The following is a 7,736-nucleotide window of genomic DNA, read 5'->3' on the forward strand; positions in this document are numbered from 1 at the left end:
GCCCCACCGGATCCGTTCCGGGTCGAGGCCGAGACGTTCAACATCGTCAGCGGCTTTAACATCAAAAGCAATGCCACGGCATCCAGCGGCCAGTACCTGCAGGCGGGGGGCAGCGGCGAACAGCGGGCGTCCTATACCTTCACCGAGGCGACCGGTGTTTACGATCTGGGGCTTGGTTATTTTGACGAATCCGATGGCCAGTCGCAGATGAGTGTTCTGGTGAACGGTGTCGAGATCGACAACTTCATCTGGAATGTGGATGCGGGGGAAGCGCTTGCGAACCCGTCGTCGTTTGTCGAACGCGCGATCAACGACGTGTCGCTGACTTCGGGGGATGTGATCGAGATCGTCGGCTTCAAGGATGGCTCCGAGCCGCTGAGAACCGATTATTTTGATTTCACATACGTGGATGACCAGATTGCGTGACGGACGCGGCACATGCGGGATACTTTAAACACCTTGGAAGATAGCGCGCGCGGGGGCTCGGGCTCTCGGGCGCTTTTCGTTACATTCGGGCATTTTTCGCATATCAACGCCCAGTTGCTGGAAGCTTTGGAAACGGAGTTCCCCCAGGTGACGTTCGAGACCTTCAATCTCGGTGTGGCGATGCGGTCAAATTATGCAGGGCTGTTTAACAGCTTGGTGAATGTTCCGTGGGAATACGGGCTTGGGAGTTTTCGGTCGCGCTCGGTGCTGCGCTACCGATTGTTCCGAAACAGGGCCTATTTCAGGGCAGCCGAGAAGCTTTTGCAACAGCGCTTTGGTGATCAGGGGTTTGATTTCTCCGTGCAGACACAGTCGATGTTTTCGGCGGCGCTGCCGGGCTGTCCGAATTTTGTCTATACCGACCATGTGGCGCGCGCACGTCTTGCCGATGAAGATCAGGAAGGCACGGGCTATCCTTCCGGGCAGTGGTTGGAGTGTGAGCGCGAGATTTATGAAAAGGCTGCGCATGTCTTCACCTTCGGCCCCAAGATCAGAAACTTTCTGATTGAGGACTACGGTATGGCGCCTTGCAAGGTTTCGGCGATCGGGGCGGGGGCGTCTGTCAGGCCCAGCCGTTCGCTCGACATCTCACAGGACCGCTACGCGCGCAGGAATATACTGTTCGTGGGTGTCGAGTGGGATCGCAAGGGTGGACCGGAATTGATCGAGGCGTTTGTTGAGCTACGACAACGCCTGCCGGATGTGACGCTCACCATTGTGGGGTGTTCTCCAGAGGTCGATGTCGACGGGTGCGAGGTGGTCGGACGTCTGCCGCTTTCGGAGATCGAAGATTATTTCCGCCGTGCTTCCTGCTTTTGTATGCCGTCACGGGTCGAACCTTTTGGCATCGTGTTTCTCGAAGCCATGCAATTTGGACTGCCGGTGGTCTCGACCACAGCAGGGGATATCGGTGCGATTGTCAGGGACGGTGAAACCGGGCGGCTGGTCCCGCCAAAAGACGGCGCAGGGCTGGCTCAGGCGCTTTATCAGGTTCTGGAAGATGCAGAGACTTGCCGCCAGATGGGACTTGCCGGGTTGGAGCGAGGTGAAAGCTTTACTTGGGAGGCCGTCGTGCGGCGCATGATGGCACATACGCCGGCGGGCAGGGACGGCGTGAACGTCGGTGAGGTGATCTGGTGAGCCTGCGGCTTCTCTATATCATTGACAGCTTGCGTATTGGCGGTGCCGAAACGCTGTTGCTCGATCTGCTGGATGCAGCGCATCAGCGGGGCGATCAGGTAAAGGTTGCCTATTTCACCCAAGGGCCGCTTGAGATTGAGATCACCCGGCGCGGGGTCGAAACGGTGCGGCTCAGTCGGCATGGGTTGCGCGATCCACGGGCACTGACGCGAGCCCTTCGGCTGATGCGCGACTGGAACCCGGATATTGTGCACACCCATCTGATCAAAAGCGATCTGGTCGGGCAATTGGCCGCCCGCTACATGAACCGGCGCCGGGTCATTACCTTGCACAACACCGACCCTTGGCGCAGAAAAAGGGTGTTGTCTGGCATTTACAGGACGCTCACGTCGGGTGCCGACGCTTGTTTGGCTGTCACCGAAAATGTTGCGGATCATGTGGCGCGCTTCGGCGGGTATAACCGTGCCCGGATTGAGGTTGTGCAAAATGGCGTCGATTTGGATCGGTTCGCTGCCGGACGGGTGCAGCCTATGGATCTGTCTCAATTCGGGGTGCCTGAAGATGCTGTTGTGCTTGCGAAAATCGGGCGCGTGACGGAGCAGAAAGATCACGAGAACTTCCTGCAAGCCATTTCCCGGCTGCAGGAACGAAATCTGAATATGCATGCCCTGATCGTCGGAGATGGGGAGCTATCGGAAGTTGTCCGGCAGCGGGCGCGGAGCCTTGGGCTGGGAGACGGCCAACTGACCTTTACAGGCAATTTGCGGGACATGCCGTCGCTGCTTGCGGCGATCGACATATTTACCCTTGCTTCTAAATGGGAGGGCCTGCCGATGGCACTGCTTGAGGCGATGGCGGCCGAAGTCCCGGTCGTATCCACCGCGGTCGGTGGCATCCCGGATTTGATAAAAGATGGGGTAAATGGCATGCTGGTTGCACCGTCGGACCCATCGGCCCTGGCCGGTGCTTTGGAATGTGTGATTGCGGATGCGGATGCCCGAGGGCGGCTTGGAAAGGCCGGGCGGGACACCGTAGAGAGCCGGTTTTCCGGGGCCGCTATGATGGACCGGCTCTGGTCCATCTATGATATGTCGGGGGCTGGTTCGAAATTTGTAGGTGACGGATGCGGTTTAAGGTGAACCCAGCAAACGGAGACAGGTCTATGTTTAAAAGTGTTCGAATATTAGTTTGGGCTGCGGCTCTGTGTTTTGGTCTGTTTCAACAGGCTGTCGCGGATAGTTACGTGGTGGCTCCAGGGGACAAGCTGGACATCTCGATTCTGGGACGGACCGAGTTTTCAAGGATCGCGCAGGTCAGGGATGATGGAACATTTCGGCTCCACATGCTGGGTACGATAGAAGCCGCCGGGCTGACGCTGCCCGAGATCGAAGACAGTATCGTGAAGCGGGCGACAGAATCCTTTTCCGGATCGGTCTCGGTCATCGTGGATGTCGCTGAATATCGGCCAGTGTCTGTGCTGGGCGTCGTTCAGGCCCCGGGAACTTATCCGTACGTGCCCGGTATGACGGTGATCAAAGCGGTTGCCAGGGCCGGAGGATATGAAAGAACGACAGCCGCGTCCGTGAATGAGCGGGCGATCGTGGATGCACAGCAGCGCATTGTGCAGGCGCGCATACGACTGAATTTCGCAGAAGATCAACGCAGAGTTATACAATCGGAACTGGAATTGGTTGAGGCCGGACAACTTGATGGCAATGAGCTGACAGTTGAGGGTGTGAACCCGGACCAGGTTTCGCTTGTCCGCATGGGCCGAACCATCTTGGACGAGTCAATCGAGGGCTTTAGCCGCAGAGAGGCGCTCGCGACTGCAGAGGCGGATTTGTATGCGCAGCGTCGCACAATTATCGGACGCCAGCTTGAGGTGACAGAGGCGCAACTGGCAGATGTCAATAAGCTGGTCTCACAGGGGTTGTCCCGGAAAGAGAGGCTGACCGACTGGAAGGTCGAAGCGGATCGGTATCGGTCGGATGATCTCGAGACGACGGCTCGCGCGGCGTCTGCTGCGCAGACGGCGGCACATGCCAAGAACGAAATCGATGTGGCGCTGACCCGCTATCACCGTGATTTGCTGGCAGCCAAAGTGGCGGCGGATGAAAACATCGAATTGCTCCGCTCGCAGCTCAACGCCAGCATGGATTACCTGCGAATTGCAGCCCCGTCGCTGGCGATGACCGTGGAAGAGCAGGCCGCAACTGTGTTCGAGGTGTTCCGAGCCGACGGAAGCTCAGAGCCCGAACGTGTGAGCATGACCAGCGAATTGCGACCGGGCGATGTTCTGGTTGTGAAGTTTGAAGGGGTCACAAATTGAATGGAAGGATTGTGATCACCAACCGAAATCGCGGCCCAGATAGGTGGTGAGTTTTTCGTTATAGGGGCGGTAAAATTCCTCAAGTCGGTGCGCAGCGGCTTCGTTGATTTTGGGGTATGAGCGGGCTTCAGTTCGCGTTTTGCGGTATTCAAACTGATGGTCGTCAAGGCCCAGAAAGTCCGTCGCGACTGACCGTAAGATGGCGGGGGGATCCGCGAAATAGTCGGTGCTGTTTAAAACTAACATCTGGTCCTGTGGGATCACTGCGTGCCAGAATTTGAGCTGTTCCACATATACCCCCCTAAGCAATGCCGTCGGGACGTACTCAAGTGCAGAGGGCACAGACATGAATTCCTCAAAAATACCCTGATCGACAATCCGCCCATCCAGTCGGGTAAAATCCCGCTCGATCCAGTCCTCGAAAGACAAGTCAATCATGCCGCCGCGGAGATTGTATTGATGGGCCGAATAGGCGCGGGTCACCGGGTTGCGCAGCAACATGATGATTTTACAGCGTGGTATGCATTGGTGAACCAGTGCTGGAAGATTCGGGAAAAGACAGTAGGAAGGGCTAGCTTCACCGGTAATCGCGCCATGGGCGGATAATTCGCGCTCGGGTGGGAAGTGCGCACGGTACCAACTGAGCGGGGGCGGCTCGGACTGGTCGAAATAGTGGACTTCCTTAGTCCAAGCAGGCCAAATTTGAGGATGCGTAGTCAGATTTTTGTAGAAGGACGACGTACCAGCCTTGTGGGCACCAATGACAATGAAATTCGGTAGCGCCCGTGTATTTGACCGCAGGTTTCGAAGATGCAGCTGTGCACCACGCGCAAGGGAATAAGCGAAGCTGCGGCGCAGGCGTCGGCGTATCTTGTCAGTTGCGCTCATGGCGTGCCGCCATTTCGATCTACTATAGATTGTGATACAGGTTGGCGGCGCAGGCTGAACCGCTGGTGCCGCTGAGCAGAAATCGCATATATGTTGGCAAGCTTGTTGATCCATGCATCTACACCGTAATGTTCGGCTATTCGGACCCGCACAGCGTGCCCGACCCGCTCCAAGGACGCTTCGTCCCGCAAAAGGTCAAGGACGGATTCAGCCAATATTTTGGGGCGCCTGGGAGGAACGACCGGGGCGCCTGTGCCATCCAGAATAAGGGCATTGTCACCGACATCCGTCACGACGCAGGGCACCCCGTTTGCCATGGCCTCCAACACTGAAACGGGTAAGCCTTCCCAATGTGACGCGCTGACAAATAGGTCGGCCGCAGACAACAGATTAGGCACATCCTGTCTTAAGCCCAGAAACCGGACCTGATTGTTTATGCTAAGTTCCTCTGCCAGCGTCTGCAGATTTTCATAGCGATCCGCGTCCGGCGCGTTTCCGACGATCAGCAAGGTGGTATCGGGCATCTGTGCGGATACCTGCGCATAGGCTATCAGAAGATCGTCATATGCTTTTTGCCCAATGATCGCGCCAACCGCGATCAGAACCTTGCGACCATCCACACCTAGATGCGCGCGCATCGCTGCCCGTGCACTTGGTGGCGCTAGGACATCAGGTGAAACCGCATTGGGAACAACGATGCAGTCGCGCCCTCCGGTATCGACCCGCGCCGCTTCCGCGACGGCTTGACCGACAGCAATTCTGACTGTCCCGGGCATCCGAAGAACACTGCGATACAGGATCCCGCGCAGCTTACCGACCCGGGCCGTGCTGGCCTTGACGTTATGGATCGTAGTGGCGAAAGGGATACCGAGGATAGCCGCGGCCCAGCCGCCCACCACAGTCGAGGAGATCAGGTGGGCGTGAACGTATTCTATTGATCGTTTGTGAAGTTCGGACATCAGTTTCAGAAAGCGGCTAATGTCCACAAGGCTCTTTCCCGGGAGATGGACCACCCTGACTCCCAGCTGCTCAAGCTCATTGCAGAAAGGCGTGCCAGCGCCACTGAGAACAAACACAGTCAGGTCGATATCGGAGCGGTTCATTGTCGCTTTTGCAAAAGTCACAACCAGACGTTCAGCCCCGCCAGTTACAAGAGTGTCCACGATATAGGCTATCTTGAGTGGCGGAGGTTCATGGTTGGCTTGCACTGTTATTCTCCTGCATCGCCCGAGCGGCTGGCAATTAGTTCACGGCAACTGCATGCTGGATTAGATTCGCCTTCGAACTTGTCGACCCGCTGCTGGGGGAATGACATGTCATTGTGTTGGGACTCTTTGCTTGGGCTTGCGTTTTGCATCCCCTGTCCGCAACTGACCAATTATAGGACGGCCTTTCGCGGGTTTGACGTTGGCTTTGGCCGGAGCTTCGGGTTGATTTCGATCGGAGAAAGCCTGCCCTCCTCCCACCAGAAGCATGCTGATGCCTGCAATGGATATGCCCGCGAGCAACGACGCAAAACCGGCGATTGCCAATTGCACCTTTAGAGAGGGGGAGCTGGAGCGTACAGGGGGCACCGCTTCCTCTATCACGCGCACGTTGCCTTCAATGTTTGCGTTGCTCAGGGCTAGGCTATCGCGTAATCGCGTTTGCAAATCCGCGATCCTATCAGCCTGTTGTAGCTGAAGGGCTGTCAGGGGGCGTAGAATGGGTATGATTTCGGAAAGTTTTGCCACCTTTTCCCGATTTTCAAGCATGGAGCGTTCAATATAATCTATCCTTGCCCGTTCTTCTTGGATTTCGGTTTCTGTAATCAACAACCGGTCTTCCATTCCAAGATGGTTGGAGTAAAAGTCCCTCCGCACCTTGAGAGCGGCGAGAGTTGTTCGCGATGCCCGCAAAAGCCTTTCGAGATTGGCTTGATCTTCGGATGTCTTATCTAGGTCGTAAGTTATGAATTGCGGATCCAAACCGCCGAGAAGTTCAGCAATCTTGTTGTTAGTTTCGGCCGCCTGGTTCATAACAGCCGCTAGACGAGTCTCCAATCTAGTCACTTCGCGGGCCGCATAAAGCTCGCGCCGTCGATCTAGAAAGGCTTTGCTAATCGCATTGGTCAATTCGGCCGCGATTTCAGGGTCCGGATGCCGGACGGCAATCTTGACTACGTATGAACCGGTTATGAGTTCGATTGTCGTTGAATTCTGCAACCACAGAACGGCCTGACTCATTGCGGCTTCTTCAATTGGAAATTCGGGATAAACCCGCTCTACCCCTACTGCCTGCAACGCAGCGAAGCTAAGTTCAGGATTGTCGAGCAAAAGCATCTCAGCATTTACCACACCCTGAAAGTCGCCTGGATTAGGAGCCTTGGCACCGGCACCAACCGAGTCCGGTACATAAATGTATTCCCGCCCCAATGCGAAAAGAATAAGCGACCTTGCTTCAAAAACTGGCGGTTTGAGCATCACATAATATGCGAGAGCGGGAAACACACAAATAACAACAATCGCAGCAATCTTTAAAAATTTCCAAGAAACCCTCAGCTGCCCATACAAAATCGTACTCCTGAAACCACTTCCAAAACTAGGAATCAATTTAACACTAACCCAAAATTATAACAACAAATCATGCTTTGAGGGGTCGATTCAGGCTGAGTGCAGAATAGGGCGTTTAGCAATTCCTTGAATTTGTCGGACACAGACCCTTCGCCGCGCGACGCCTCACGCACCGCTGCCACATCCTCGAAACCGGCAACGACAGCTACCGCTTCAAGGCAAGTTCTGAGGCTGCAAGGAAAACGAGAAAGGAAACGCCAACATTGACCACAACATAAACGCTGAGGGTGTTGTCACTTTAACTTCGAACCCACCAAGAAATGCTGATGATCAGATTTCAA

The 7,736-nt window shown here is 55.6% G+C and carries 7 protein-coding genes and 1 pseudogene; 5 read left to right on the forward strand and 3 right to left on the reverse strand.

Annotation, left to right across the window (positions count from 1 at the left end):
- The 4 genes from GOW93_RS20440 to GOW93_RS20455 form a co-directional block, all read left to right on the forward strand.
- Positions 1–426, forward strand: a 426-nt coding sequence (locus tag GOW93_RS20440; protein ID WP_170388204.1) for a hypothetical protein, incomplete at its 5' end; no start/stop codon positions are given.
- Between the two features lie 12 nt (positions 427–438).
- A complete protein-coding gene (locus GOW93_RS20445; RefSeq protein WP_170388206.1) occupies positions 439–1,626 on the forward strand; it encodes a glycosyltransferase family 4 protein in 1,188 nt (395 codons plus the stop codon).
- Positions 1,623–2,765 (forward strand): glycosyltransferase, encoded by a 1,143-nt coding sequence (locus tag GOW93_RS20450; RefSeq protein ID WP_170388208.1) that lies wholly within the window; start codon positions 1,623–1,625, stop codon positions 2,763–2,765. Before GOW93_RS20445 ends, GOW93_RS20450 begins: the two co-directional genes overlap by 4 nt.
- A 23-nt stretch (positions 2,766–2,788) precedes the next feature.
- The gene (locus tag GOW93_RS20455; RefSeq protein WP_170388210.1) at positions 2,789–3,955 is read left to right on the forward strand and encodes a polysaccharide biosynthesis/export family protein; all 1,167 of its coding nucleotides are present in this window, start codon (positions 2,789–2,791) and stop codon (positions 3,953–3,955) included.
- 15 nt (positions 3,956–3,970) lie between these two features.
- Here the strand turns inward: GOW93_RS20455 and GOW93_RS20460 are convergent, their stop codons facing one another.
- From GOW93_RS20460 to GOW93_RS20470, 3 genes are all read right to left on the reverse strand, one after another.
- On the reverse strand, positions 3,971–4,843 hold the full coding sequence (locus tag GOW93_RS20460; protein ID WP_170388212.1) for a sulfotransferase domain-containing protein: 873 nt from the start codon (positions 4,841–4,843) through the stop codon (positions 3,971–3,973).
- Positions 4,840–6,051: a glycosyltransferase gene (locus tag GOW93_RS20985; RefSeq protein WP_170388214.1), complete on the reverse strand. Its 1,212-nt coding sequence runs from the start codon at positions 6,049–6,051 to the stop codon at positions 4,840–4,842. Before GOW93_RS20985 ends, GOW93_RS20460 begins: the two co-directional genes overlap by 4 nt.
- Positions 6,052–6,159: 108 nt before the next feature.
- Entirely contained in the window at positions 6,160–7,395 is a 1,236-nt protein-coding gene (locus GOW93_RS20470; protein ID WP_170388216.1) for a hypothetical protein, read from the reverse strand.
- 161 nt (positions 7,396–7,556) lie between these two features.
- On the opposite strand from GOW93_RS20470, the pseudogene GOW93_RS20725 reads away from it, so the two are divergent.
- Positions 7,557–7,673 (forward strand): annotated as a pseudogene (locus GOW93_RS20725) (ATP-binding protein); the annotation flags it as partial.
- Positions 7,674–7,736 lie beyond the last annotated feature (63 nt).

Source organism: Ruegeria atlantica, assembly GCF_013032455.1.
In the GTDB taxonomy this organism is placed as follows: Bacteria; Pseudomonadota; Alphaproteobacteria; order Rhodobacterales; family Rhodobacteraceae; genus Ruegeria; species Ruegeria atlantica_B.